26 protein-coding genes are annotated in these 24,492 nt (G+C 70.5%); 13 read left to right on the forward strand and 13 right to left on the reverse strand.

All coding sequences use genetic code 11. The features are described 5' to 3' along the window. The first annotated feature begins 209 nt into the window (after nucleotides 1–209). The 4 genes from AC3CBB_RS14265 to AC3CBB_RS14280 are packed head-to-tail and all read left to right on the forward strand — an operon-like array spanning nucleotide 210 to nucleotide 4,727. On the forward strand, nucleotides 210–866 hold the full coding sequence (locus AC3CBB_RS14265; protein ID WP_488625107.1) for an acyl carrier protein: 657 nt from the start codon (nucleotides 210–212) through the stop codon (nucleotides 864–866). Further along, entirely contained in the window at nucleotides 863–2,035 is a 1,173-nt protein-coding gene (locus tag AC3CBB_RS14270; RefSeq protein WP_488625108.1) for an acyl-CoA dehydrogenase family protein, read from the forward strand. The genes AC3CBB_RS14265 and AC3CBB_RS14270 overlap by 4 nt, the downstream gene beginning before the upstream one ends. After that, nucleotides 2,032–3,024, forward strand: a complete 993-nt coding sequence (locus AC3CBB_RS14275) for an amino acid--[acyl-carrier-protein] ligase (protein WP_488625109.1) — start codon at nucleotides 2,032–2,034, stop codon at nucleotides 3,022–3,024. Before AC3CBB_RS14270 ends, AC3CBB_RS14275 begins: the two co-directional genes overlap by 4 nt. Then, complete coding sequence (locus AC3CBB_RS14280; RefSeq protein WP_488625110.1) at nucleotides 2,985–4,727, forward strand: alpha/beta hydrolase; 1,743 nt, start codon at nucleotides 2,985–2,987, stop codon at nucleotides 4,725–4,727. Before AC3CBB_RS14275 ends, AC3CBB_RS14280 begins: the two co-directional genes overlap by 40 nt. Here AC3CBB_RS14280 and AC3CBB_RS14285 read toward each other — a convergent pair. Continuing rightward, the gene (locus tag AC3CBB_RS14285; protein WP_488625111.1) at nucleotides 4,724–5,818 is read right to left on the reverse strand and encodes a hypothetical protein; all 1,095 of its coding nucleotides are present in this window, start codon (nucleotides 5,816–5,818) and stop codon (nucleotides 4,724–4,726) included. The genes AC3CBB_RS14280 and AC3CBB_RS14285 overlap by 4 nt on opposite strands. Nucleotides 5,819–5,954: 136 nt before the next feature. On the opposite strand from AC3CBB_RS14285, the gene AC3CBB_RS14290 reads away from it, so the two are divergent. Both AC3CBB_RS14290 and AC3CBB_RS14295 read left to right on the forward strand, forming a co-directional pair. Beyond that, on the forward strand, nucleotides 5,955–6,662 hold the full coding sequence (locus AC3CBB_RS14290) for a GAF and ANTAR domain-containing protein (RefSeq protein WP_123505866.1): 708 nt from the start codon (nucleotides 5,955–5,957) through the stop codon (nucleotides 6,660–6,662). Continuing rightward, on the forward strand, nucleotides 6,659–7,372 hold the full coding sequence (locus tag AC3CBB_RS14295) for a GAF and ANTAR domain-containing protein (RefSeq protein ID WP_123505867.1): 714 nt from the start codon (nucleotides 6,659–6,661) through the stop codon (nucleotides 7,370–7,372). The genes AC3CBB_RS14290 and AC3CBB_RS14295 overlap by 4 nt, the downstream gene beginning before the upstream one ends. Nucleotides 7,373–7,394: 22 nt before the next feature. Here AC3CBB_RS14295 and AC3CBB_RS14300 read toward each other — a convergent pair whose 3' ends face one another. Beyond that, nucleotides 7,395–7,889: an Lrp/AsnC family transcriptional regulator gene (locus AC3CBB_RS14300; RefSeq protein WP_488625112.1), complete on the reverse strand. Its 495-nt coding sequence runs from the start codon at nucleotides 7,887–7,889 to the stop codon at nucleotides 7,395–7,397. Nucleotides 7,890–7,991: 102 nt separating this feature from the next. Between AC3CBB_RS14300 and ald the strand changes: the two genes are divergently transcribed. Together ald and AC3CBB_RS14310 are read left to right on the forward strand one after the other, a co-directional pair. Then, nucleotides 7,992–9,098, forward strand: coding sequence for an alanine dehydrogenase (ald, locus tag AC3CBB_RS14305; RefSeq protein ID WP_123505869.1), 1,107 nt, complete (start codon nucleotides 7,992–7,994; stop codon nucleotides 9,096–9,098). Between the two features lie 177 nt (nucleotides 9,099–9,275). Continuing rightward, the gene (locus AC3CBB_RS14310; RefSeq protein WP_488625113.1) at nucleotides 9,276–9,953 is read left to right on the forward strand and encodes a hypothetical protein; all 678 of its coding nucleotides are present in this window, start codon (nucleotides 9,276–9,278) and stop codon (nucleotides 9,951–9,953) included. Between the two features lie 222 nt (nucleotides 9,954–10,175). On the opposite strand, the gene lepB is transcribed toward AC3CBB_RS14310, so the two are convergent. From lepB to AC3CBB_RS14345, 7 genes are all read right to left on the reverse strand, one after another. Further along, nucleotides 10,176–10,907 carry a signal peptidase I gene (gene lepB, locus AC3CBB_RS14315; protein WP_488625114.1) on the reverse strand — a complete coding sequence of 244 codons (732 nt, stop codon included), beginning with the start codon at nucleotides 10,905–10,907 and terminating at the stop codon, nucleotides 10,176–10,178. Nucleotides 10,908–10,934: 27 nt separating this feature from the next. Then, on the reverse strand, nucleotides 10,935–11,285 hold the full coding sequence (locus tag AC3CBB_RS14320; RefSeq protein WP_123506571.1) for a hypothetical protein: 351 nt from the start codon (nucleotides 11,283–11,285) through the stop codon (nucleotides 10,935–10,937). A gap of 343 nt (nucleotides 11,286–11,628) precedes the next feature. Continuing rightward, the gene (locus AC3CBB_RS14325) at nucleotides 11,629–12,417 is read right to left on the reverse strand and encodes a hypothetical protein (protein WP_488625115.1); all 789 of its coding nucleotides are present in this window, start codon (nucleotides 12,415–12,417) and stop codon (nucleotides 11,629–11,631) included. After that, nucleotides 12,414–13,232 (reverse strand): heavy metal-binding domain-containing protein, encoded by an 819-nt coding sequence (locus AC3CBB_RS14330; protein WP_123506573.1) that lies wholly within the window; start codon nucleotides 13,230–13,232, stop codon nucleotides 12,414–12,416. The genes AC3CBB_RS14325 and AC3CBB_RS14330 overlap by 4 nt, the downstream gene beginning before the upstream one ends. After that, complete coding sequence (locus AC3CBB_RS14335) at nucleotides 13,229–14,206, reverse strand: heavy metal-binding domain-containing protein (protein WP_488625116.1); 978 nt, start codon at nucleotides 14,204–14,206, stop codon at nucleotides 13,229–13,231. The genes AC3CBB_RS14330 and AC3CBB_RS14335 overlap by 4 nt, the downstream gene beginning before the upstream one ends. Nucleotides 14,207–14,280: 74 nt before the next feature. Further along, nucleotides 14,281–14,937 (reverse strand): GntR family transcriptional regulator, encoded by a 657-nt coding sequence (locus AC3CBB_RS14340; RefSeq protein WP_488625117.1) that lies wholly within the window; start codon nucleotides 14,935–14,937, stop codon nucleotides 14,281–14,283. 92 nt (nucleotides 14,938–15,029) lie between these two features. Beyond that, a complete protein-coding gene (locus AC3CBB_RS14345; RefSeq protein ID WP_488625118.1) occupies nucleotides 15,030–16,070 on the reverse strand; it encodes a LacI family DNA-binding transcriptional regulator in 1,041 nt (346 codons plus the stop codon). Nucleotides 16,071–16,237: 167 nt separating this feature from the next. On the opposite strand from AC3CBB_RS14345, the gene AC3CBB_RS14350 reads away from it, so the two are divergent. Then, nucleotides 16,238–17,539: an ABC transporter substrate-binding protein gene (locus AC3CBB_RS14350; RefSeq protein ID WP_488625119.1), complete on the forward strand. Its 1,302-nt coding sequence runs from the start codon at nucleotides 16,238–16,240 to the stop codon at nucleotides 17,537–17,539. A 12-nt stretch (nucleotides 17,540–17,551) separates the two neighbouring features. Here AC3CBB_RS14350 and AC3CBB_RS14355 read toward each other — a convergent pair whose 3' ends face one another. After that, on the reverse strand, nucleotides 17,552–18,091 hold the full coding sequence (locus AC3CBB_RS14355; protein WP_488625120.1) for a MarR family winged helix-turn-helix transcriptional regulator: 540 nt from the start codon (nucleotides 18,089–18,091) through the stop codon (nucleotides 17,552–17,554). A gap of 71 nt (nucleotides 18,092–18,162) precedes the next feature. On the opposite strand from AC3CBB_RS14355, the gene AC3CBB_RS14360 reads away from it, so the two are divergent. Further along, nucleotides 18,163–19,059, forward strand: coding sequence for an NADP-dependent oxidoreductase (locus AC3CBB_RS14360; protein WP_488625121.1), 897 nt, complete (start codon nucleotides 18,163–18,165; stop codon nucleotides 19,057–19,059). 151 nt (nucleotides 19,060–19,210) lie between these two features. Here the strand turns inward: AC3CBB_RS14360 and AC3CBB_RS14365 are convergent, their stop codons facing one another. Next, complete coding sequence (locus tag AC3CBB_RS14365; protein ID WP_123506580.1) at nucleotides 19,211–19,444, reverse strand: hypothetical protein; 234 nt, start codon at nucleotides 19,442–19,444, stop codon at nucleotides 19,211–19,213. Further along, on the reverse strand, nucleotides 19,444–19,857 hold the full coding sequence (locus tag AC3CBB_RS14370) for an ester cyclase (RefSeq protein ID WP_123506581.1): 414 nt from the start codon (nucleotides 19,855–19,857) through the stop codon (nucleotides 19,444–19,446). Before AC3CBB_RS14370 ends, AC3CBB_RS14365 begins: the two co-directional genes overlap by 1 nt. Nucleotides 19,858–20,065: 208 nt before the next feature. On the opposite strand from AC3CBB_RS14370, the gene AC3CBB_RS14375 reads away from it, so the two are divergent. Then, nucleotides 20,066–20,584 (forward strand): nucleoside deaminase, encoded by a 519-nt coding sequence (locus AC3CBB_RS14375; protein WP_233580021.1) that lies wholly within the window; start codon nucleotides 20,066–20,068, stop codon nucleotides 20,582–20,584. Here AC3CBB_RS14375 and AC3CBB_RS14380 read toward each other — a convergent pair. Then, nucleotides 20,581–22,923 carry an alpha/beta fold hydrolase gene (locus AC3CBB_RS14380; protein ID WP_488625122.1) on the reverse strand — a complete coding sequence of 781 codons (2,343 nt, stop codon included), beginning with the start codon at nucleotides 22,921–22,923 and terminating at the stop codon, nucleotides 20,581–20,583. The genes AC3CBB_RS14375 and AC3CBB_RS14380 overlap by 4 nt on opposite strands. A gap of 69 nt (nucleotides 22,924–22,992) precedes the next feature. On the opposite strand from AC3CBB_RS14380, the gene AC3CBB_RS14385 reads away from it, so the two are divergent. Together AC3CBB_RS14385 and AC3CBB_RS14390 are read left to right on the forward strand one after the other, a co-directional pair. Then, nucleotides 22,993–23,622, forward strand: a complete 630-nt coding sequence (locus tag AC3CBB_RS14385; protein WP_488625123.1) for a TetR/AcrR family transcriptional regulator — start codon at nucleotides 22,993–22,995, stop codon at nucleotides 23,620–23,622. 11 nt (nucleotides 23,623–23,633) lie between these two features. After that, nucleotides 23,634–24,491 (forward strand): 3-hydroxyacyl-CoA dehydrogenase, encoded by an 858-nt coding sequence (locus tag AC3CBB_RS14390; RefSeq protein ID WP_488625124.1) that lies wholly within the window; start codon nucleotides 23,634–23,636, stop codon nucleotides 24,489–24,491. The last annotated feature ends 1 nt before the right edge of the window (nucleotide 24,492 follow it).

The raw sequence follows: 24,492 nt of genomic DNA on the forward strand, positions 1-24,492 counted from the left end.
GCTCCAGCGTCGGCAGACCGACGGACAGACTGAGTTGTCTGTCCCCAGTAGTGAGGTGTCTTTGCCGGAAGGTCTGGTCGACCCCCGTTCAGGCGCCCTATCGTGGCGTCTGGATCAGCCGATCGACCCAGTCGGCCCCGCCTGCCCGAACCGCCTGGTGACGTTCCCCGACACCTCCAGGCCACTTACCCGATCCTTGGAACACCCCTGTGCGAGAGCTCACCGGCACCCGAATGCCGCGGCCCCGCGTCGGCACCGATCTCGTGACCGTCGCGGATGTCCGCGACTCCGTCACGCGCTTCGGCGCCTCCTACCTGAACCGCGTCTTCACGCCGATCGAGCTCGACCAGACCCAGGGCGACGTCGAACGGCTCGCGGCGCGGTTCGCCGGCAAGGAGGCGGTCGTGAAAGTGCTGCGGCCGAGCCGCGATCAGGGTCTTCCGTATCGCGACGTCGAGATCGCGAACGCTCCGTCGGGAGCGCCACGGGTGCGGCTTCACGGCCTCGCCCGTCTCGAGGCTACGGGCAGCGGGATCCACAGCATCGCCATCACCCTCACCCACGATCACGGTGTCGCCCAGGCCACCGTGTTCGCGCTCCTTACCCGAAAGGACCCCTTCGACATGAAGGCAACGATCCGCACCGTGCTCGACCAGCACGGACACCTCGTCACGCCCGTCGCCGAGCTCGGCGACGGCGACGACCTCTACCAGGCCGGCCTCTCGTCGCACGCGACGGTGAACGTGATGCTCGCCCTCGAGGAGGAGCTCGACCTCGAGTTCCCCGACGAGCTCCTGAGCCGCGCCACCTTCTCGTCGATCGACTCCCTCGAGGCCGCGGCCAGCGCCCTGGGCGTCGACGCATGAACCTCACGACCTCCCGCGGCCTCCTCGTCGACCGCGCCCGCCAGGTGGCGGAGATCGCCGCCCGCCACGCGCACGACGTCGACGCCCGCGCCCGCTTCCCGCGCGAGGCCGTCGACGCGCTCCGCTCGAACGGCCTGCTGGCCGCGGCGGTCCCCTCGGCCCTGGGCGGCGAGAACGCCACCCTCCACGACCTCTCCGAAGTCGCCAGGATCCTCGCAGAGTCGTGCAGCGCGACCGGCATGATCTTCGTCATGCACCAGATCCAGGTGCTCTGCCTCACCCGCCACACCCACGGCTCGACGACCGTCATCCGCACGCTCCGCCGCCTCGTGATGGACGGCACGCTGATGGCGTCTGCCACGACCGAGGCCGGCATCGGCGGCAGTACCCGCACCAGCGGCTGCGCCATCGACGAGCAGCCGAACGGCACCATCGTGCTCCGGAAGACCGCGCCGGTCATCTCGTACGGCGCCTTCGCCGACGTCATCCTGACCACGGCCCGCGCCTCGCTCGAGAGCGCGCCGTCCGACCAGGTGCTCGTCATCTGCCCCCGGGCGACGACCCGCCTCACGCAGCTCGGCGAGTGGGACACCCTCGGCTTCCGCGGCACCTGCAGCCCGGGCTTCCAGCTCGAGGCCACCGTCGACCGCGAGCACATCGTGCCCGACGACTTCGCCACCATCTCGGCCGAGACGATGCTCCCGGTGTCGCACCTCCTCTGGGCGGCGGTCTGGCTCGGGATCGCCGATGCGGCCGCCGCGAAGGCGGCCACCGCCGTTCAACGCTCCGCCCGCAAGAGCATCGGCACCCTGCCCCCGGCCGCCACGCGCCTGGCCGAGCTCCTCGGCAAGGTCGCCGCCTTCGCCGGCCTGGTCGAGTCGTCGGCCCGTGCCTTCGACGACGACGCGGACGACCGCGCCGCCCTCACGAGCATCCCGCGGGCGATCGCGCACAACTCGCTCAAGATCACGGCGTCCGACTCGGTCATCGACATCGTCGGCCAGGCCATGCTGGTCGCCGGCATCGCCGGCTACCGCCAGGACTCCGACCTGAGCCTCGGCCGCCTGCTCCGCGACTCGTACGGCACCGCGGTCATGGTCAACAACGACCGCATCCTCGCGAACAACGCGCAGCTTTCGCTGCTCCAGCGACGGAAAGCCCGACGATGACGAACCCGACGATGACGACCGCAGCGGTGACGAGCCCAGCGACGACCGCCCCGGCTGCGACAGCCCCGGTCTCCGACCTCGAGGCCGCCCGCTCCGAGTTCCGTGATGAGCTCCTGGCCTCCGACCTGCTGATCGACGCCGGCGAGCTCGGCCTCTACGGCCGCTCCGGCCTGTTCGAAGACGTCGTCGACGGCATCAGCCGCTCCGTCACCCGCTCGCTCGCGGATCTGAACGCCGAGCGCATGCGCTTCGCCCCCGTCTTCCCGCGGCCCGAGTTCGAGAACACCGACTACATCGTGTCGTTCCCCCACCTGACCGGCGCCGTCAACGGCTTCACCGGCACCGAGGCGGACCACCGCCGGCTGGTGAGCGCGCGGGCGAACGGCGAGGACTGGAGCGCGTGGCTGAGCCCGGCGGAGACCGTGCTCGTTCCTGCCGTCTGCCATCCCCTGTACGAGCGCCTGCGCGGAACCCTCCCGGCAGGCGGGCGCACCTTCGACCTGAGCGGCTTCTGCTTCCGGCACGAGCCCTCGATCGACCCGATGCGCCTGCAGGCCTTCCGGCAGCAGGAGTTCGTGCACGTCGGGCTCGAGACCGACGCCAGGGAGTTCCGCAACGCGCAGAACGAGCGGCAGCTCGCCGGCCTGATCGACCTGGGTCTCGACGCCCGCGTCGTCGCGGCGAACGACCCGTTCTTCGGCCGCACCGGACGCATGCTGGCCCGCAACCAGCTCGCCGACGAGGCGAAGCTGGAGGTCGTGGTGCCGATCTACGGCGACCTCGACGAGGGCACCGCGATCGCGTCGGCCAACAACCACGGCGACCACTTCGGCGCGACCTTCGGCATCCAGACCGTCGACGGATCGCCCGCCGCCAGCTCGTGCCTCGGCTGGGGCCTCGAGCGGATCGCGCTCGCGCTGGTCCGCACCCACGGCACCGACGTCGCGTCGTGGTCGCCCGCCGTCCGCTCCTCGCTCTCGCTCGCATGAGCGCCGAGCAGCGCACCGTCGACACCTGGCTGGGCGACGGTGCCGTCCTGGCGACACTGCACCTGCCCACGATCGGCGAGGCGACCGGCGTCGTCATCTGCCCGCCGCTCGGCTACGAGTACTCCGTCGCGTACCGCACGCTGCGCCACCTGGCCGACCGGCTCGCGACGGCGGGATTCGCCGCGATCCGCTTCGACCACGCCGGCTTCGGCGACTCGATGGCCGAGCCCTCGCTCGACACGGGCGCCCGCCTGGCGGCGGCCGAGCTGCGCCTCGCCGGAGCCGACCGCATCGTCTACCTCGGTCTCGGCAGCGGGGCGCTCGTCGCCTCCCGGCACGCCGCCGACGACCCCGGGGCCGCGGGTCTCGTGCTGTGGGACCCTGCCGGGTCGGGCAGGGCCTGGCTGCGCCGCCAGAGCGCGCTCTACGCGATCGAGGTCGGCGACGTCGCCGAGGACGCGCCCGAGGGCGTCGTCGAGGTGGCCGGCGCCGAGTTCACGCGGGAGTTCGCCGACCGGATCGCCGCGCTCGACTACGACGCGTCTCTCGCCGAGCGCATGCCGGTGCTGGTGGCCGTGCGCGAGTCGAGCGCCGGGCCGACGCTACCGAAGGCGCTGCGGCCGGCGAAGGACGCCGTGACGGTGCTCGAGGTGCCCGGGCACGAGGACTCCCTCGACATGTCGAGCATCCTCGCCTCGATCCCGGCCGCGAGCGTGACGGTGGTGACCGACTGGATGCGCCGCTCGTTCGCGGTGGGCGACGGCGTGCTGCGAGTTCCTGCGCCCGTCACCACGGCGGTCGTGGGCGACGTCGTCGAGGAGCTCGTCCGCTTCGGCCCGCACGACCTCTTCGGCATCGTCACCCGGCACGCCTGGAGCGGCAGCGGGAGCTGGGAGGCGCCCGCCGTCGTGCTGCACAACGGCTCGGCGGAGCACCGCGTCGGGGCCACCCGCCACCAGGTCGAGCTCGCCCGCCGGCTCGCCATGCGCGGCATCCGCTCGCTCCGCTTCGACCGCCGGGGCACGGGCGAGTCGACGCCGGTCGACGCCCACGAGCCGAGCATGCTGTTCACGCAGGCCTGGCTCGACGACCACGCGGCCGCCGTCGACTACCTCGACCTGCCCCGCGAGCGCCTCGGCGTCGTCGGCATGTGCGTCGGGGGCTGGATCGGCCTGGTCTCACGCCCCGAGTCGGCGCGCTTCGTGGCGGCGCTGGCTCTGAACGACCACCGCGTCGTGCCGCAGGAGCCTGTCGTGCACCGACCTGAATCCGGGGCGCAGGAACTCGCCCCCGCCCTCCGCGACCGCCTCGTCGCAGGGGCGAAGCGGCACCTGCCGTCGGGCCTCCTGGCGGCTCTCGCGTCGCGGGGCGTGCTGCGGTTCGCCGAGCCCAACCTCCGTCGCGCGCTCTCGGCGGGCACCGACGTCGTGGTCCTGCTCGGGCCGGAAGACGCAGCCGTGTGGCGCGATCACGGCGGGCCCGCTGCCGAGCGTCGGCTGCGTCGGTCGGGGTCGGGGGCTCGGGCGCGGGCGCGCGGGTCCCTCACGGTCGTCGAGCGCGCGTCGGGCGACCACGCGCTGTACAGCCCCGGCATCCGCTCCGCCGCCCTCGACCTGTCGGTCGAGCTGGCGGTGTGCGAGTTCGGCCTCGCGGAGGCGGGCTCGCCGATCTCCGCTGGCCGGCTGCGACCGGAACGCGGCTAGTCGGCCTCGGGCCGGAACACCGCCCGCAGACGCGGCGCAGCCTCCGAGAACGCGTGCTCGACGGCGTCCCACTCGGCCGGCCCGGCGCCCGACGGCTCGAGCTGCAGCGCGCGCAGCCGGTGGCCGGTCACCCAGGTCTCGACCGTCACGGCGCCGCGCAGCAGCCGGAGGTGCTCGACCTCGGGGTCGCGCAGCATCTCGGCCGACAGCGGCTCGCCGCTCACGGTCTCGACACCCAGCGACTGCAGGACCCGGAACACCCGGCGCTCCGACAGCGCCGGCGCCGCCTCGAGGTGCTCGGCGTCGCCCCGCCGCGACAGCAGGATCATCGGCTCGCCGACGACCGACGCCGACTCGTCGGGGTTCAGGATCGCCTGCGCCTCGGCGACCGACACCAGCACGGGCACGGGCTCCGGCTCGGCGGGCGGCGGCGGGGGCTGCTTGTACATCGGCACCGGAACGAGCAGCACGGGCTCGGAGGCGAGAGGGGTCAGGATCGACGCCCCTCGCACGGTCGGCGCATCGACGAGATGGAAGAGGTTCGCCACCAGGTCGCGCAGCCGCTCCGGGCGCGACGCCTCGCTGCCCATGTCGTCGTAGTCGGCGGCGGCGGTGCCGTGGTCGAACAGCCGGCTCGCGACGTTGGCGATGCGCGGGTCGATCGACACCCACGAGCCTCGGAACGCGATGCCGGTGCGGTGCTGGTCGGAGTCGACCCACCTGGTGCGACCCACGGGGACGTTGACCGTCCACGCAGTGGCCGGGTCGAGACGACGCAGCACCTCGAAGACGTAGCTGCCGAGGGCCTCCGTCGCGTAGTACGTGGCGCCGTGGTTGCCGCCGGGCCAGCCGAACGCCCAGCCCAGCGAGTAGCGGACGCGCGAGTCGACGCCCGGAAGATCGGCGTCCACGAAGTCGATGAACCACTCCCACAGCTCGACGAGGCTCTCGAGCGAGCCGTCGAGGAGGTCGATCGGGCCGCCGGTCTCACGGATCCAGTGGCTGAGCTCGACCAGGCGAGGCTCGTGCCGCTGCTCGACGAACGCGCGCCAGAGCTCCGCCTGCTGGCGAGTGAGCTCGTGGATCTCCACGGTGAATCCCCCTGATCGGTTGATGACAGCCAACCAGAATTGCGGCGCTTCGCCCAATACCCCTCTTCGGGAAGCATCGGCGTGTCCCGCACCGTGGCTAGGGTGGGGTGCAGGAACTCGAGATGGGCGGCTGGTCATGCACGACGCGTTCGACGCCGCCCTCGACGCTCTGGCGGAGGCCGGCGACGATGAAGCGGCCCTCTGCCAGCCCTTCATCGACGTGCTCCGCGTCACCGGCGCCTCGGTGGCCTCCCTCGGCCCGCCGCTCGGCAGCGAGACGGTCGCCGCCAGCGATCCTCTGGCGCTCCGCCTCGACGAGCTGCAGTTCGACCTCGGCGAGGGGCCCTGCTGGGACGCCCTCGCGACGGGCCGTCCGGTGATCGAGCCCGACGTGCGGGAGTCGGTCCACGGCCACTGGCCCGCGTTCTCCCGTGCCATCCAGCACGACGACGTGGGCGCGCTCTTCGCCTTCCCGCTGCACGTGGGGCCGCTGAGGCTCGGTGCCGTCGACCTCTACTCGGGCGATCCCCGATCTCTGAACGCGGCCGAGCAGCGGCAGGCCGGCGCCATGTCGGGCGTCGTCGGCCGCTCGGTTCTCCGTCGCGCTCTCGAGCGGGCATCCGACGACGGGCAGGTCGACCTGGCGCCGCACTCGCGCCGACTCGTCCACCAGGCCACGGGGGTCGTGCTCGCGCAGCTCGGCACCTCGCCCGAGGACGCCCAGCTGATCATCCAGGCCCACGCGTTCGCGTCGGCCCGCTCGGTCGGCGAGGTCGCCGACGACATCCTGGGCGGGCGGCTCTCGTTCAGCACCAGCGCCGACGGAATCGAGGACCACCCATGACCGACGTCACCCGCGAGGCGCGCCTCGTCGACGTGTTCACGACCCTCGCCGACACCCTCGTCGACGACTACGACATCGTCGAGCTGCTGCAGACGCTGGTCGACTCGTGCGTCGACCTGTTCGACGCCGACGCGGCGGGGATCCTCCTGGTCGACGAAGCCGGGATCCTGGAGGTCATCGCCTCCACGAGCGAGGCGAGTCGCGTCGTCGAGCTCATGCAGGTCAACGGCGAGGCCGGGCCGTGCTTCGAGTCCTTCATGACGGGGCAGGTGATCGCCGTTCCCGACGTCCACGACGTCAAGCCGGAGTGGCAGCTGTTCGCGGCCGACGCCCTCGCCGGCGGGTTCACCGCCGTCCACGCCATCCCCCTGCGGCTCCGGGACGTCACGATCGGCGCCTTGAACCTGCTGCGCTCCGAGGCGGGGAGCCTGGAGGCCGACGACGTGCGGGCGGCCCAGGCGCTGGCCGACGTGGCGACCATCGGCGTGCTCCACGAGCGCAGCCTTCGCGAGAGCCTGGTCGTGCGCGAGCAGCTCCAGCGGGCCCTGCAGACGCGCGTCGTCATCGAGCAGGCCAAGGGCGTCCTGTCACAGGTGCACGGCATCTCGACCGACGAGGCGTTCGCGCGTCTGCGCTCGTATGCGCGCAGTCACGGGCAGCTTCTGTCGGTGCTGGCGGAGGACGTAGTGCGCAGACGCGTGACGCTCTGAAGCCCCGCCGGGGCTCCTGCTGCTACTGGAACGACGCCGCCACGGCGTTCCGGTGGTAGTCGAAGACGATGCTCGTGCGGGTCGACGCGACACTCGGCTGGGCCGACAGGTGCTCCACGACGAAGGTGCGCACCGCCGAGCTGTCTTCGACCGCGATGTGGATGATGAAGTCGTCGACCCCGCCGAGGAAGAACACCTGCAGCACCTGGGGCAGGCGTCGTACCTCCTCCGAGAACGCCACGATGCTGGCCTGCCGCGCACCCGGCCGGAGAGTGACGCCGACGATCGCCTGCAGCGGCAAACCGAGGGCGCGCTGGTTGACGCTCGTCATGAAGTCGGTGATGACGCCGCGCTCGACGAGGCTCCGCAGCCGGCCGTGGACGGTAGACGGGGCGACCCCGACGGCAGCCGCGATGTCGGTGTTCGACAGCCGTGCGTCGGTCGTGATGGTCTCGAGGATTCGCCGGTCGAGGTCGTCGATCTCGTCGATAGGCCGAAGATCCTTCGATTCGGACACGTCAGGACTCCTCGATTGTGATTATTCGGGCGCGCAACGCCATTTTCTCGACGGATCGTCGCGCGAAACCCAATCGTAACGACGAATCATCAGACTCGAATCATGCGAGTAGGAATCCCGACCGAGATCAAGAACAACGAGAACCGCGTCGCCATCACCCCCGCCGGGGTCGACGCTCTCACCCGCCGCGGGCATGACGTCGTCGTGCAGGCCGGGGCGGGCACCGGATCCCGCATCGCCGACGCCGACTACGCCGCAGCGGGCGCGACGATCCTCCCGACCGCCGCCGAGGTCTGGGGCACCGCCGAGCTCCTCCTGAAGGTGAAGGAGCCCATCGCCGCCGAGTACGGCCTCCTCCGCCCCGACCTCGTGCTCTTCACGTACCTGCACCTCGCTGCCGACCGCCCCCTCACCGAAGCCCTCATCGGCGCAGGAACGACGGCCATCGCCTACGAGACCGTCCAGATGCCCGACCGCAGCCTCCCCCTCCTCTCCCCTATGAGCGAGGTCGCCGGCCGCCTGTCGATCACCGTCGGCTCCTACGCCCTGATGAGGTCGGCCGGGGGGCGCGGCACCCTCCTCGGCGGCGTGCCCGGCACCCCGAAGGCGAAGGTGGTCGTCATCGGCGGCGGCGTCGCCGGCGAGCACGCAGCCGCCAACGCGCTCGGCATGGGAGCCGACGTGACCGTCATCGACGTCTCCCTCCCGCGCCTGCGCGCCCTCGAGGTGCAGTTCGGCGGCCGGATCCAGACCCGGCACTCGACGCCGTTCGCGATCGCCGAGCAGCTCCGCGAGGCCGACCTCGTGATCGGGTCAGTCCTCATCCCCGGTGCCGCTGCTCCCAAGCTCGTCACCGACGACATGGTGGCGACGATGAAGCCCGGAGCCGTGCTCGTCGACATCGCCATCGATCAGGGCGGCTGCTTCGAGGGGTCTCACCCGACGACGCACGACGCCCCGACGTTCCCGGTGCACGACGCCGTCTACTACTGCGTCGCCAACATGCCGGGCGCGGTGCCCGAGTCGTCGACCCGCGCTCTCACCAACGCGACGCTCCCCTACGTCACGGCTCTCGCCGACAAGGGGTTCGAGGGGGCCGTGGCCGCCGACGCCGCGCTCGCGAAGGGGCTGAACATCCGCCAGGGGGCGGTGTGGAACGCCGGCGTGGCCAGCGCGCTCGGGCTGGAGCTGGCGGGCGGAATCGCCTAGTTCCTGCGCCTGATCAGGGGTGCTCAACGCGCTGAGAGATCGTCATGGGTCACGAACGGGTAACGGAGAGTACCTGGACCAAACCCTCCTGGGGAGGGTGGCGAATACATGACATCGGGCAAACGCCCAACGAACACCGATCGAGTGTTCACCCTTCATCCATCAAAGGATAAGCAAATGCGTAAGTTCTCCAAAGCAACCGTGGCTCTCAGTGCCGCCGGCCTCCTGATCCTCGGAGGCGTCGGAGCCGGCGCCGCCGCCAACGCGGCCCCCTCCATCCACACCGTCTCGTCGTCGTCGACGAAGATCCCCGCCCCCGTCGCGGCAGTCCCCGAGGTCTTCGGCGGCAACACCTCCGTCGCCCTCGACAGCGACTTCCTCGCCGCCCTGAAGTCTCTCGGACTCACCCCCTCCACCGAGGGCTCCGCCAAGCTCAGCGGCTCCGACATCTCCTTCCCCATCACCGGCGGCTCCGTCGTCTACTGGTCGCCCGACGGCAACTACCGCCCCTACGTCCAGGGCATCCTCGAGCACGACGGATCCGGCCTGAACCTCAAGGCCGGCTCGACCACCGTCACCCTCGAGAACTTCACCATCAACCCCGGCAACTCCAAGCTCTACGGCGACGTCCTCGTCAACGGCAAGGTCGCCGTCACCCAGGCCAACATCTTCAGCCTCTGGGGCGGAACCCTCAAGCCCCTCTCCGTCGACGGCAACGTCGGCACCCTCACCGGCACCACCGTCCACATCTCCACCGACGCCGCCAAGCTCCTGAACTCCACGTTCAAGACCGACGCCGTCAAGCCCGGACTCCTCGTCGGCACCGCCACCATCGCCGCCCAGATCGCCGAGTAATCTCCCGCTTCACCCCGAACGGCCCGTCGCACTTCGTGCGGCGGGCCGTTCTGCGTGCCCGACGCGTCGGCCTCGCCGCGCGTTCGCAAGGATCGGCAGGGTAGACGTCCTTGTGGGGCGCCCACCAGCTGGCCGATCTCCTTGCCAGCCGTGCACTCCGCGCCCCTTCTCCTCGCGAGCGCACACCCCGTCCTTCCCGAAGGATCAAGGCGCGGCAGCGGGCTAGTGGAGCTTCGCGTCGCGCACGCGATCGAAGACGTCGGGATAGTCGCTCAAAGCCGACCAGTGCTTCTGCGGCCACGTGATCACGAACGCGCGTCCGACGACGTCGCTGATCGGGACGTACGGCGAGACGTCCTTGCGGGCGTTGTGGTACTCCGAGTCGGCCGAGTCGTAGCGGTTGTCGCCCATCACCCAGAGCATGCCGGGCGGAATCGTCACCGAGAAGTCGTTCGGCGACGCCTTCGTCTGGTTGGCGGCGATGGTGATGTAGGGCTCCTTGATCGGGACGCCGTTCACCTGGAGCTCGCCCGACGCGTTGCAGCAGGACACCGTGTCGCCGGGCAGGCCGATGACGCGCTTGATGAGGTGGTCGTCGCTGTCGTGCGTGCCGAGTCCGACCGCGGTGAGCGCCGACTGGATCGCCTCGACGGCCGCCGGCTGCGGCGCCGTCGCCGGAATCGCGTCGCTGTCGAGCCACCCGCCCGGGTCGGTGAAGACCACGACGTCGCCGCGGTTCAGCGCCGCGACCTTGGGCACGAACTCGTTGACCAGAATGCGGTCGCCGATCTGCAGCGTCGACTCCATCGATCCCGACGGGATGTAGAACGAGCGGACGACGAAGGTCTTCACCACGAAGGAGATGAGCAGGGCGCACGCCAGGATGATGACGATGTCGCGGACGAACCTGAGGGCGCCGTGGCGCGGTCGGGCGGGTGCGGTCTGTGTGCTCATGCCGTGCTCCCCCCGCTCGCCGAGCGCCTAATGCGCCGGACCGAGCATGACGGCGAGCAGCGTCGCAGCGCCGCCCACGATGAAGAAGAGGGTTCCGAGCTGCATCGTGCGGGTCTTGTTGCGGTCGGCGATCGGCACCGAGACCTCGAGGATCGGGCAGCCCGACCAGCCGATCATGCCGATGCTGAGGGCGACGAGCACGGAGCCGATCCACCAGAGCGCCGCGAGGCCGGAGTGCAGGAGGGCGGGGCGCCAGCCGGAGGAGAGCAGAAGGCCGAGGCTGAGGGCGACCGTGCCTGTCGAGACGCCGAACCAGGCAGTCCCCGTCCACATGATGCGTTCGAGGTTGTTCTCTGGGGTCATCATCTCGTGGGTCACTGGCTTATCTTGCTCCGAGCGAGTCGACAATTCCAATCGACGGAGCGTGTCGATCACTCGTGGTTCGTTGCGAACCTGCTTATTCTGCGGTTTACTCATCACGACCACTTTGAGATGAGAGACTCTCACACTCACCAGACCACACCGCCACCACGGATCAGACTTCTCCCCCGGCCTTCATCGGCCTTTCCCCAAGACGGCAGCGGCGACGGGCTGCCCTACCAGCGCGTCGCCTCCCGACCGGGTTCGTCCCGGGCCGGACACCTGCCGAACCCGGGGCGCCGCTCTCCTAGCAGGGGCGGCGACCCCGGGTTTCCTCTGCTTCGAAGCGCACTCCGAGCGGCTAGAGGCCGATGGCCGGCGGCGCGAACCTCTCGCTCAAGAAGCGCCCGTTCGTCTCGAGGGCCCCGGCGTCGTCGGCGAGAGCTGCGTCGCGCAGCCCGCTCACGGCCTCCTCGAGCACGCCGAGCTGATCGAGCAGCTCCTGCGCCGGGGTGGCACCGCTCCGGAGCACGTGCGTGGCGGCCCAGTCGCCGGGGAGCACGAGGTACGCGCGCAGGGTGTCCGGCAGGTAGGTCGTCGCTGCGCGGGTGAGCAGGAACTCGGGCTCCGCCCGTCCCGCCACGCGAGGCAGCGTGTCGCGGAGCATCGCACTGATGCGGGCCACCCGCTCACCGGCCTCGGCCGGCACCCGGCGCGCCACCCGCGCCGGCAGCGCCGCCAGCCCGGCGTCGAGGGCGGCCTCGTCGATGACGATGTCGTCGCCCGCACCGGCCAGCCCGAGAGCCCTGAGGGCCTGCGCCGCGGTCGCGGAATCTCCGGCCGACGCGGCCACGCTCACCGATACCTGCTCGGCGAGCGCCGCGAGCCACTCGCCGAGTGGCGGCTGACGGCGCGAGATGACGACGCCGCCGCTGACGCGGGCGGCCTCGCACGCGACGCGGTCGCCCCGCTCGACCCGCGCGGTGAGGCGGACCCCGTCGCCGAGGAAGGCGAGCGACGACACCGAGCCCGGACGGCCGGCGAGGCGGTCGGCCATGCTCCGCGAGCGCTCGACCTCGACGGCGGAGTCGCCGACGGCCCTCGGGAGCTCTGTCGCCAGCCGTTCCAGCAGGTCGTGGGCCTCGGTCACCGCGGGGCGTCCGTCAGCGGGAGCACCAGGCTGGGCGTCGCGATGACGTGGTCGTCGCGCAGCGATCGCACGGCGGTGCCGATCGCGAAGAACTCGGTGGTGTGACCGCCCCAGCGGTGCGGCAGCGAGAGCAGCTGGACGCCGACGATGCCCTCGGCGTCGAGCACCTCGGCCTCGGTCTGCATGCGCCCCATGGCCAGCTCGCGCGCGTCGTAGAGCGCCTCGGTGTACTGCGGGATCTCGACGTTCGAGCCCACGGTCGAGAGCGACGCCATCATGCCGCGGTGGGCGATGTGATAGACGCAGGTGCCCATGACGAGGCCCTGCGGGGCGTACCCGGCCTGGATCAGCGTCCAGAAGTCCTGGCCCGAGAGATCGGAGGTGAAGGGCAGGCCGCGGTTGTTCCGCCAGGCACCCGTCGGGGGTGCCTCGTCGGCGATGACGGCGGTGCCGATGGCGACGAACTCGGCGAGGTCGTTGCCGTACTCCTTGAACTCGATCTCGAGCCGCACGCCGACGATCCCGTCGGCCCCGAGGGCGTCGGCCTCGGCCTCCATCCGGGTCATGGCGAGGTCGCGGGCGTGGTACATCGCCTCGGAGAGCTTGTCGAGCTCCATGTTCTTCGACCACTTCGCGATCTGCAGACCCACGTGGTAGACGCTCGACCCCAGCACCAGGCCGACGGGACGGAACCCGGCCTGCTTCACGAGCAGGAACTCGTTGACGCTCAGGTCGGAGGTGAACAGGTGCTTCTTGCCGTCGGCGAGGCGGGCTCGCGCGTCGGGGGGAAGCGAGACGTTCGAGAGGTCGCTCATCGTCGACTCCTTCGGGTGGGTGGGTCGGTCAGGGGGAGCACGTTGAGGATCCGGCCGGTGCCGGGCTTGTCCTTGCCGCGGAAGGCGTGCATCGGACCGGGCGCGAGAACAGTGCCGACGAAGAACGCCTCCGCGTGGAAGTCCTTCTCGCCGCCGCACTCGGTCTCGAACTCGTGCATCTCGGAGCGGTCGACGACGAGGTCGGAGCCGCCCATCGACTCGGCGCGCTTCGACATCAGCGAGCGGGCCTCGCCGCGGGCGGCCTGCTGCACGGCCGACAATCCCTCGATCTCGGTGTTGCCCCAGCTGAGACGCTGCGAGCGCAGCAGGGAGTCCTCGTGCTTCGTCGCGACCGACAGCCCCAGGACGATGCCGCGGGGGACGAGCGACGAGAGGATCGCCGCCGCGGTGTCTTCGGGCGACAGCACGCTCGACCAGACACGGGTGCCGTGCGCCGATGCGCTGACCAGCGAGCCGTCTGCGGAGCGGACCGCGGTTCCTGCCGCCGTGAACTCCCAGATCTGGCCTTCGAGGCGAGCCCGCTTGATGGTGACCCCGACGACCCCCTCGGCTCCGAGTGCGGCCGCCTCGGTGAGCATGCGGTTCAGCGCGCCCTGCCAGGCGGCCTCGAACGCCTTCACGTACGGCCCGAAGCCGCTGTAGCGGTTCGTGTTGCGGCCCGACGTGAAGACGGGGGTCTCGCGGTACTGGGTGAAGCCGGCGATACCGGCGTTCAGCAGGACGCCGTTCGGCTGCGTGGTCGCGTAGCCCAGGCCGTAGACGCCGCACTGGCCGCCGGTCCAGCCCAGGTTCATCACCAGGCAGCCGAAGACCTCGCCGACGGGGGCGAGTCCGGCGCTGCGGAGCGCGGCGGCCGCCGGGGCAGAGAGGAGCGAGCCGGACGTACCGCTGGCGCGCTGGCGCTCGATGCGCTCGTGCGCTGCCGGGGGGAGTCCGCCCGTCCATGGGGTCACTCGCTCATCCAAGCACCCGGTGGGCCCCGGGGCTGGGATTCATGCAGAGTGCGCAGGAACCAGGGTCGGTCGCCCTACGAGGCCGCTCGCGCCGGCAGGTGGTGCAGCGCCTCCGTCGCGAGCTCGGCCGCGATGGCGTCCCCGGCGACGAGCGCCTCTTTCAGCTTCGTGAACTCGCGCGTGCTGGCTTCGACCCCGAGGATCTCGACGATGTTGGGCAGCCGCAGCTGATAGGCGAGGCCGTCCTCGACGCTGCGGGTGACGCGGATGAGCGGCGGGTTGCCGCAGTTCACGACGAACACGTCGAACAGCTCGACCGCGTGGCCGTTGAGCGCGGCGCCGTCGCCGGCCTTCACGTCGCGCAGGCAGTCGTCGATCGAGGCCTTCGCCTGGGCCACCGCGTCGGCGGGCATGCGGCCGACCGCGAGCCGGACCACTCCGCCGAACAGGACGCCCAGGGTCTGCAGCGAGTCGACCGCCGCGTCGGGGTCGGGGATCGCGACGCGCGTATAGCGGTTGGGCTCCATCTCGATGAGGCCAGCGTGTGCGAGATCGGCGAGGGCTTCGCGGATGGGCGTGCGGGAGACGCCGAGCCACTTGAGGAGGTCGTCGTCGCTGAGACGCTCGCCGGCTTCGAGGGTTCCGTCGAGGATCGCGGCGCGGATCTGCTGCCGGACCCGGTCGCGGAGAAGCTCGCGCTCCTGCGACGGCCCACCTGGGGGGACTGGCATGTTCTTCACCTTTCTCACACGATATGCGAGACGCTAACAGGTGGGATGCCGATCGGTTCGCAAGCCGGGCTGTGTCGTCGCGGGCTGTCCGTTCACTCCAGTCGCAGATCAGGAGGCGGGGCAGTCGACTCGCGCACGATCAGCCGCGTCGCCAGCTCGACTCGCGTCGCGCTGCGCGAGGCCGACGCCCCGTTCGAGCGCTGCCGGATCTCGTCGAGCAGGATCCTCAGGGCAGTCGCACCCATCCCGGCGGTGAGCTGCTGCACGGTCGTCATCGGCGGGCTCGCCCACTGCGCCTCCGGGAGGTCGTCGAAGCCGACGACGCTGAGGTCGTCCGGAATGCGCAGACCGAGCTCGGCGGCCGCGTCGTAGATCCCGAAGGCCATGCTCTCCGAGCACGCGAACAGGGCTGTCGGCCGATCGGCGTCGGCCAGCATCGGGAGCGCCGCGCGACGGCCGTCGATCCGCGACCACTCGCTGTGGGCGACCCATCGGTCGGGGACTCCGCGCCCCGCATGCCGGAGCGCGGTGCGGAAGCCGTCGACGCGGGCGTCGTTGAACAGGGTCCCGTGAGCTCCGTCGATGATGCCGAGGCGCATATGGCCGAGCGAGACGAGGTGCTCACCGGCCGATCGGCCGCCCTCCCAGTTGGTCGCGCCGACGCTCGCGATGTCGTCGGGCGGCCGGACGACCGGGTCGACGAGCACGACCGGCACGGATGCCGCCGTGAGCCCGGCCAGCTGCATCGCCGTCGGCCCGACCCCGACGATGACGGCACCCTCCGAGCGGCGACGCAGCAGGCGGGTGACCCACTCGTCGCGATCACGGGCCACCGTGATGACGATCCCGATGCCGGCCTCGGCCGCGGCGGCCTCCACCCCTCCGAGCGCTCGTGCTGCCCACGAGTTGTCGACGGCTGTCAGGACGAGGTCGACCAGGGCGGGTACCGCGGCGGCGGCCGTCGGCCGAGCGCTCGCCCGTGCCCGATAGCCGGTCGCGGCCACGGCCTTCAGGACGCGCTCCCGGGTCGTGGCCGAGACGTCCGTGCCGCCGCGCAGCACCTTCGAGACCGTCGGAATGCTGGTGCCCGCCAGGACGGCTACCTCCTGGAGGGTCGGTCGGATCGCGGGCATGGGATCACAGTAGTGATGACATGTAATTTGCGCAAACTAATTTGTCTTGCACCCCAACAAAGCCTGGTGCATACTCTCGGCAAGCGCGAGTTCGGTGACGATATTGCGCAAACTCACCGTTCAAAGAAGAACAAGTCGCGGGCACCACCGCGACAGGAGGAAAGTCGATGACGACAACGAAGACAGCAGTCTCGCGCCGCGGATTCCTGGGGCTGATCGGAAGCGCGGCAGCCGTGACCACACTGGCGGCCTGCTCCGGCGGCGGCGGCGGGGCGTCCGGAGCCATGAAGTTCTGGAACATGCCCTGGGGCGGCCCGGCGTTCAACCCGCTAGACAAGACCATCACGCTCGACTACAAGCCGAAGTCGGGTCTGCCGACTCCGACCTATCAGGCCATCCAGTGGGCCAACTTCACCCAGACCTTCGCGTCGGCGATGGCCTCGAAGACCGGTCCTGCCGTGAGCTCGGGCGGCGGCACGCAGGCCTTCCAGTTCGACAAGCAGGGCTTCATCGCCCACGCGGACGACCTCCTCGACAGCTGGAAGTCGAACGGCCTCTTCGACGACTTCCTGCCCGGGCTCCTCGACACCATGAAGACGCCGAACGGCTACGTCGCCATCCCCTACAACCTCGACATGCGGGTGCTCTGGTACAACAAGAAGCTGCTCGACAAGGCCGACGCCGAGGTTCCCACCGACTGGCAGTCCTACCTCGACACGGCGGCGGCCCTGAAGAAGATCGGCGTCTACGGCTTCGCCGCGAACGGCAACACCAGCGGCGGCAACGCCTTCCAGATGATCACGGGCTTCATGATCAACAACGGCGGCGGCATCTTCGACGAGGACGGCAAGCCGAACCTGGTCACTCCCGCCAACGTCGGCGCGCTCGAGTTCATCGAGGAGAACATCCGCAAGGGCTACGTCGACCCGGGTGCCATCAGCTACACGGCGACGAACTCGAACTCCCAGTGGAAGGCCGAGAAGTTCGGCATGGGCATCGACGTGCCCGGACTGGCGGCGAACGTCGGCGGAAGCCAGGCGGCCGACCTCCTCGTCATGGACCCGATCGAGAGCGACGGCGGCACGAAGGGCGCTCTGTACTTCCCGAACAACATCATGATGTACACGAACACCCCGAGCCAGAAGGGCTCGGAGGAGTTCCTGACCTACTACTACAAGAACATGGCGCAGCTCTGGACCAAGAAGACCGGCATCGGCCTTCCCGTGCTCAAGTCGATCGCCGAGACGCCCGAGTTCAAGTCCGACCCGAACCAGGTGAAGATCGTGAACGACTGGCAGCCGGTCTCGAAGACCTGGGCGGCGCCGGGCGGCTCCGCCCTCTTCGCGAACGTCAGCTACGTCGACAGCACGACGCCGATGTCGGAGTTCGGCCAGGACGTCCTGTCGGGCAAGTCGCCCAAGGCCTCGCTGAGCGCCCTCCAGACGAAGCTGGCATCGCAGATCAAGTAGCTCGAAGCCGACTCAGTCGACCTGGCGCCTCGCCTGGTTCGCCCGGCGCCGCACGGATCGCGGCGGCGCCAGGGCGAGCTGGGCGCGCACGTCGCCGACGACGCTCTCGAGCACGGACAGCTGGGCGTCGTCGATGCGGTCGAGCAGCAGGTGCCGCACGAGTGCCGTGTGCTGAGGCAGGAACTCCGCGATCCGATCGCGGCCGACCTCGGTGACGCGGACTTCGACCGAGCGCTCATCCCGCGTCGACGCCCGGCGCTCGACCATGCCCGCCGCCTCGAGCTTGTCGACCTGGTACGTGATGCCGCTGCGCGACGTCACGAGCCCGTCGGCGATCTCGGTCATGCTCAGAACCCCGGCCGGCGCGGCGAGCAGCCGCTGCAGGATCCCGAACTGCACGATCGTGATCCCGGCGATGTCGCGCACCTGCTCGTCGAGGAGCGCCCGCACCGAGTCGACGGTCTCGACGAGCCCGAGCCAGACGCCGATCTCGCGGTGAGAGAGGGGTGCCGTGTGCTCGGAGAACTCGTCGAACGAATCGGGAATGGTCACGCAGTGCCTCAGGTTGTTTCGAATTAGAAGCAGATGTTCACAGGAACGCTGCTCGTCCTAAGGAGATTCTCATGCAAGCAGTGCAGTTCCGAGCCTATGGCAGCCCCGATGTCCTCGACGTGGTCGACATCTCCGAGCCGGTCGCGCCCGCCGGGGGCATCCTGATCCGAGTGATCGCGTCCGGCGTGAACGGCCTCGACGCCATCCTCCGCCAGGGGTTCATGGCCGAGCAGATGCCCGTCGAGTTCCCGGCCGGGGTCGGTCTCGAGGCATCGGGCGAGGTGCTGGCGGTCGGCGAGGGCGTCACCGGCACGGCCGTGGGCGACGTCGTGTTCGGGTTCGGGGCGGCGACCGCCGCCGAGAAGGCCGTTCTGGTTACCTGGGCGGCAGTTCCTGCGACCGTGGATCCGATCGAAGCCGGCGGCTGGGCCGTCGCGATCGAGACGGCCGGGCGGGTCCTGACCCTGCTCGCCCCGGCCGAGGGATCGACCGTCTTGGTGAGCGGCGCCTCGGGCGGCGTCGGCACCGCTCTCGTGCAGCTCGCGGTCGCCCGCGGTCTGCGCGTGATCGGGACGGCGAGCGAGGCGAACCAGGAGCGCGTCACGGCGCTCGGCGCCACTGCCGTCGTCTACGGCGACGGCCTCGCCGACCGCGTTCGCGCGACTGCGCCCGAAGGCGTCTCAGCCGCGTTCGACCTGGCCGGGTCGGGGATCGTCCCTGAGCTGATCGAGATCGTCGGCGACGCGTCGCACGTCATCTCGATCGCCGACTTCAGCGCCCCGGAGCACGGCGCCCGCGTCTCGACGTCGCAGACCGAGGCCGACCCGGCCACCTCGTTCGCCGAGGCGATCGCCGTCGACGGGTTCGGGATCCCTGTGGCGGCCACGTTCCCGCTGGCCCGGGCGGGCGAGGCGCAGGAACTCGTCGCCGGCAGGCACAGCGGCGGCAAGGTGCTCCTCGTCCCCTAGCGCGAGGGATGCGCTTTCATAAGGAAGGCGGCGCGGGTGCTCCCTGTGGGGGATGCACTCCGCGCCGCCTTTCCTCGTGGGGCGTGCAGATTCGTGTCGGGATCCTCGTGAGGAGCCGCGGCGTCCTTATCTGAGGACGCCGAAGGCCGCTCTACGGGGCGCTGTCGAGGTCGATCTCGTCGCCCTCGAGGTCGTTCTCGGCGTACTCGGGCTCCCCCTCGGTCGGCGCACCGCCCGTCGGGCCGTCGTTGCCCTCGCCGACGCCCGGCTCGACCGTCTCGCCGGCCACGGCGTCGTTGGTCGTGATGGCGTTGGCGGCCTCGAACTCGGCCTCCGGGTCGCTTGCGTCGGTGAAGGGCTCGTCGGCGGACGGCGCGTCGCTCATCAGGAGTCCAGCCCGAGCTGCTTCTGCAGGCCGGCCTCGTCGGTGGCGCCCCAGCGCTCGACGATCAGGCCCTCGTCGTTGAACTTGGCGACCTGAATGCCGCGCACGGTGAACGACTTGCCCGTCGGCTCGGCTCCCTGGAACGGACCGGTGTGCGTGCCGTGGATCGTGAAGACCGCCGTGACCTGCTCGTCGTCGGCCACGAGCGTCTCGACTGAGAGGTCAAGGTCGGGGAACGCCTCCAGGAACGACGACCAGAACTCCTGAATACCCGCCAGGCCGGCCGACGCGTCGGGAGCCGGGTCGTGGTCGACGACGTCCGCGTGGAACGCCTCGCCGAGTCGCGATACCTCGCGAGCGGTGATGATGTCGCCGAGCTTCTGCTGGGTTGCGATGTTGGTTTCCTTAGCCATGCGCCCGGTCTACTCCGGCCGCGACCCTTCCACTCAGCAGACGGGGGACAGCCGAGAGGTGCAGGTACACGAGGATCGCCGGGGCAGGCGTCCTCGTGGCGGGCGCAGGAACGCGCGGAACTCCTCGTCGGCCCCACGTATCGGGACCGATATCCTCGCGGGCGCACGCGCCGTCCGTGCCGGAGGACGCCGCCTGAATAAGGTGGGAGTGCACACGCGCCCCGACCCGGAAGAGACCATGGACGACCCTCAGGCCACCGAGACCGATCGCGAGTTCCTGCGCGCGACAATCGCCGTCGCGACGCGCTCGCGCGAGCACGGCAACCACCCGTTCGGCGCCGTGCTCGTCGACGACCAGGGCCGCGTCGTGCTCGAGGCCGAGAACGGCGTCACCACCGAGCACGACATGCTCTCGCACGCCGAGGTCACCCTGGCGCGCCAGGCGTGGCGGCTGTTCGGCGCCGAGCGGCTCGCGGGCTACTCGCTCTACACGAGCGCCGAGCCGTGCGCCATGTGCTCGGGCGCGATCTACTGGTCGGGGATCGGCCGCGTCGTCTACGCCCTCGCCGAGCGCTCGCTGCTCGGCCTCACCGGCGACGACCCCGAGAACCCGACGATGTCGGTCGACTCGCGCGTGGTCCTGAACGGCGGCCAGCGCGCCATCGAGGTCGTCGGCCCGGCCCTCGAAGACGAGGCCGCCGCGCCTCACGCCGGCTTCTGGAACTAGGCGCCCAAGAACTCCTCGACCACGTCGGCGAACTCGTCGGGCCTCTCGATCTGCGGCATGTGGCCGGTCTTCGCGAACACGTGGGTCGTCGCGTGCGGGAGGGCGGCCCGGGCCGCCGCCAGGTGCGAGAACGGCAGCACGTGGTCGTGGTCGCCCCACACGACGAGGGTCGGGATCGCGAGCGGGCGGAGCTCGCTCAGCAGAGCCTCGCGCCACTCTTCTCTGACCCCGCCGAAGGTGCCGAGATCCTGCGCCAGGTCTCGGAGAGTGCGTGTGTGCGAGGGCAGCTGTGCGAGGGCGAACGCGTGGTCGACGCGCTCGGGTGTCGCGAGCGACTTGCGGTAGAACACCGACTCGACCGTCTGCTGCGAGGTGGCGCGGCTCGGCCTCGTCAGGAGCGCGCCGATCGGCGGCACCGAGACCAGCCGCAGCGCGAGCGCCACCTCCGACCCGAAGCCGGCGCTGTCGGCCAGCACCAGCTCTGACACGCGCGTCGGATGGGCCACGGCGAAGGTCATCGCCACGGCACCGCCGAGCGAGTTGCCGATCACCGGCACTGCGCCGGCGACGCCCACGGCGTCCAGGAAGGCGGGCAGGATCGCGGCCAGCGTCGAGAGGGTCGACCGCCCGGGCCGCCGCGCCGAGTACCCGAACCCGGGCAGGTCGAGGCTGTAGACCGTGTGCCGCTCGGCGAGCAGCTCGTGCTGCTCGGTCCAGTCGTCGAGGCTCTGGCCGATGCCGTGCAGCAGGAGCACCGGCGACCCGGCTCCGGTGACGCGGTACCGGAGCCGAGTTCCTGCGACCGTGATGAACGCGGTGCCCGGCAGCGCCAGTGGGTCGTCCTCGCGAGGAGAGACGGCTTCGCCCCGCCGGCCGAAGCGCACGTGGTCGCCGGTGCGCCCGACGCGGAGGAGCCCGTAGTCGCGCACGTAGTTCTGGTGGAGGCGCCACGGAGAGCTCGCACCCTGCTTGGGCATCTGGTCGATGCCGCGCAGCACGTAGCCGGCCTGCAGGTCGATCAGCGACCCGACCTCGCCGCTCGCCACCGAGTCGGGAGCGTCGGGCGCGACCCAGTCGTGACCGCCGCGGTCGAGCCGGCGGAGGAGCCGGACGACGTACTCGGCGACCAGGTCGGCCTTGAGCGTCCAGGACGCGTTGGTGTAGCCGATGGTCAGGGAGAAGTTCGGCACGCCGTCGAGCATCATGCCCTTGTAGGTGAGGCGCTTCGAGTAGTCGACCGCCTCGCCGTCGACCGTCATGGCCATGCCGCCCATGATGAGCAGGTTGAGCCCGGTGGCCGTGACGATCACGTCGGCGTCGAGCTCGGCGCCTGATGCGAGCGCGATCCCCGAGGGCGTGATCGCGCGGATACGGTCGGTGACGATGTCGGCGGTGCCGGCGCTGATGGCGCGGTAGAGGTCGCCGTCGGGGATCGCGCAGAGCCGCTGGTCCCAAGGCTCGTAGGTCGGCGCGAGGTGGGTGTCGACGGCGAAGCCGGCCGGGAGCTTCGCGACGGCCGACGAGCGGAGGATCGCCTTCATCTTGTCGGGCCGGCGCCGGCTCAGTTGGTACGTGAGCATCGAGAAGCCGATGTTCTTGAGGCGCACGGCGTCGTAGGCGAGCTTCGCCGGGAGTCGTCCGCGGAGACGGTCGGCCAGATGGTCGCGCGACGGCACCGGCGAGATGTAGGTCGGCGAGCGCTGCAGCATCGTGACGTGCTCGGCCGCCTTCGCCATGCTCGGCACGAGCGTGACGGCGGTGGCGCCGCTGCCGACGATGACCACGCGCTTGCCCTCGTAGTCGAGGTCGGCGGGCCAGTGCTGCGGGTGCACGATCGGCCCGGCGAAGGTCTCCGCGCCGGGGATCGCCGGCGAGTAGCCCTCGTCGTACCGGTAGTAGCCCGAGCAGACGGAGAGGAAGGAGCACGTCACGGTGACCGTCTCGTCGCCGAGAGCGGCCTCGCTGTCGCCGGTGACGCGGGCCGTGATGGTCCACTGAGCCTCGGCACTCGACCAGTCGGCGCTGACGACGCGGTGGTGGAGGCGGATCCGGTCGGCGAGCCCCTCGTCGCTGACGGTGTCGCGGATGTAGTCGCGGATCGAGTCGCCGTCGGCGATCGCCTTCGCGTCGGTCCACGGCCGGAACGAGTACCCGAGCGTGTACATGTCGGAGTCGGAGCGGACACCGGGGTACCGGAAGAGGTCCCACGTGCCCCCGACGGCCCCGCGCGACTCGAGCACCAGGAACGACTTTCCCGGCAGGCTGCGCTTCAGTCGGCTGGCCGCGCCGATTCCGCTGAGGCCTGCGCCCACGATCACCACATCCACGTGCTCTGTCATGTCCTGACGGTATCAACACCGTGTCGACTTAATCAACACACTGTCGATAAAGGTGGCTAGAGTGGCGGCATGCCTGCACGTGGACGCCGCACCACCCGCCCCTCGGGCGACGAGCGCCAGTCGGCGATCCTGTCGACGACCGAGCACCTCCTGGCCGAGGGGTCGTTCGACGACATCTCGATCGAAGACATCGCCGCAGGCGCCGGCATCTCGCGGCCCACGTTCTACTTCTACTTCGCGTCGAAAGACGAGGTGCTCCTCGCCCTTCTCGACCGGGTGATCACCGAGGTCGAGCACCGCGTCCAGTCGCTGAGCCGCGACTTCGAAGCCGACCCCGCCGGCTCCTGGCAGCGGTCGATCGGGGCCTTCGTCGAGGTGTTCTCGGAGCACCGCGCCGTCGCCGCGGCGACCACGACCGCCCGCCTGCGCAACGCCGAGGTCCAGACCCTCTGGTCGCGCTCGCTCCAGTCGTGGGCCGACTACTCGACAGACGTGATCACGCAGGAACTCGCCCGAGGCGCGGCGATCCCCGGCCCGTCGGCGAGCGACCTCTCCATCGCCCTCAACCTCATGAACGAGCGCGTGCTGTCCGCGACCTTCGGCGGCGACACCCCGTCGATCACGGAGGCCGACGCCGTCTCGACCCTCTCGACCATCTGGATCCGCAGCATCTACGGGTCCGACCTCTCCCTCCACTGAAAGGACCACCCGTGCCCTCCATCTCCACCGTCACCGTTCTCGGAACCGGCGTCCTCGGTTCGCAGATCGCGTTCCAGGCTGCCTTCCACGGCTTCCCCGTCACCGCGTACGACGTCAGCGACGACGCCCTCGCGGCGGCCCGGACCCGGTTCGACGGGCTCGCCGCCCGGTACCAGGCCGATCCCGTCGTCGGGGCGAGCGCCGAGCAGACGGCGGCGGCGCTCGAGCGCCTGACGCTCACCACCGACCTCGCTGCGGCGGCGGCCGACGTCGACCTCGTGATCGAGGCGGTGCCCGAGAGCCTGGACGTGAAGCGGTCGGTGTACTCCGAGCTCAGCGCCTCGGCTCCGGAGAGGACGATCTTCGCCACGAACTCGTCGACCCTCCTGCCCAGCGACCTCAAGGAGTACACGGGTCGGCCCGACCGCTTCCTCGCGCTCCACTACGCGAACGAGGTCTGGCGGTACAACACGGCCGAGGTGATGGGGACGGCCGAGACCGACCCCGCCGTGTTCGAGGCCGTCGTCGACTTCGCGTCGCGGAGCGGGATGGTGCCGATCGAGATCAAGAAGGAGAAGGCGGGCTATCTGCTCAACTCCCTGCTGGTGCCGTTCCTCAACGCGGCGGCCGGCCTGCTGGTGGGCGGCTACGCCGAGCCCGAGATGATCGACAAGACGTGGCGCATCGCGACCGGCTCGCCCTCCGGGCCGTTCCAGATCTACGACGTCATCGGCCTGACGACCCCCTACAACATAGCCGCGGCCAACCCCGACCCGGGATCGCAGGCGTTCGCCGCGTACCTGAAAGAGAACTACATCGACAAGGGCAAGCTCGGCGTGGCGACGGGCGAGGGCTTCTACACGTATTGAT

This window comes from Frondihabitans sp. OV104 (assembly GCF_057787745.1).